Genomic DNA, 212 nt, shown 5'->3' on the forward strand with positions numbered 1-212 from the left:
CGGTGTCTTAACCGCTTGACCAAGGGGCCAGAATAATATAACCGATATAAAGAAACTTTTATAAAGGAAAGCTTCCAACCGGGTTCGAACCGGTGACCTCTTCCTTACCATGGAAGCACTCTACCTGCTGAGCTATGGAAGCAAGGCAAAATAATCTCGGAACAAAAATAAAACATAGAATAGCCCAGCGACGTCCTACTCTCACAGGGGGA

The 212-nt window shown here is 45.3% G+C and carries 1 tRNA gene; it reads right to left on the minus strand.

Annotated elements, in window-relative coordinates:
- Positions 1-69: 69 nt before the first annotated feature.
- A tRNA-Thr gene (locus KW93_RS02335) sits at positions 70-142 on the minus strand.
- Between the last annotated feature and the right edge of the window lie 70 nt (positions 143-212).

This window comes from Planococcus sp. CAU13 (assembly GCF_000775575.1).
Classification (GTDB): Bacteria; Bacillota; Bacilli; order Bacillales_A; family Planococcaceae; genus Planococcus.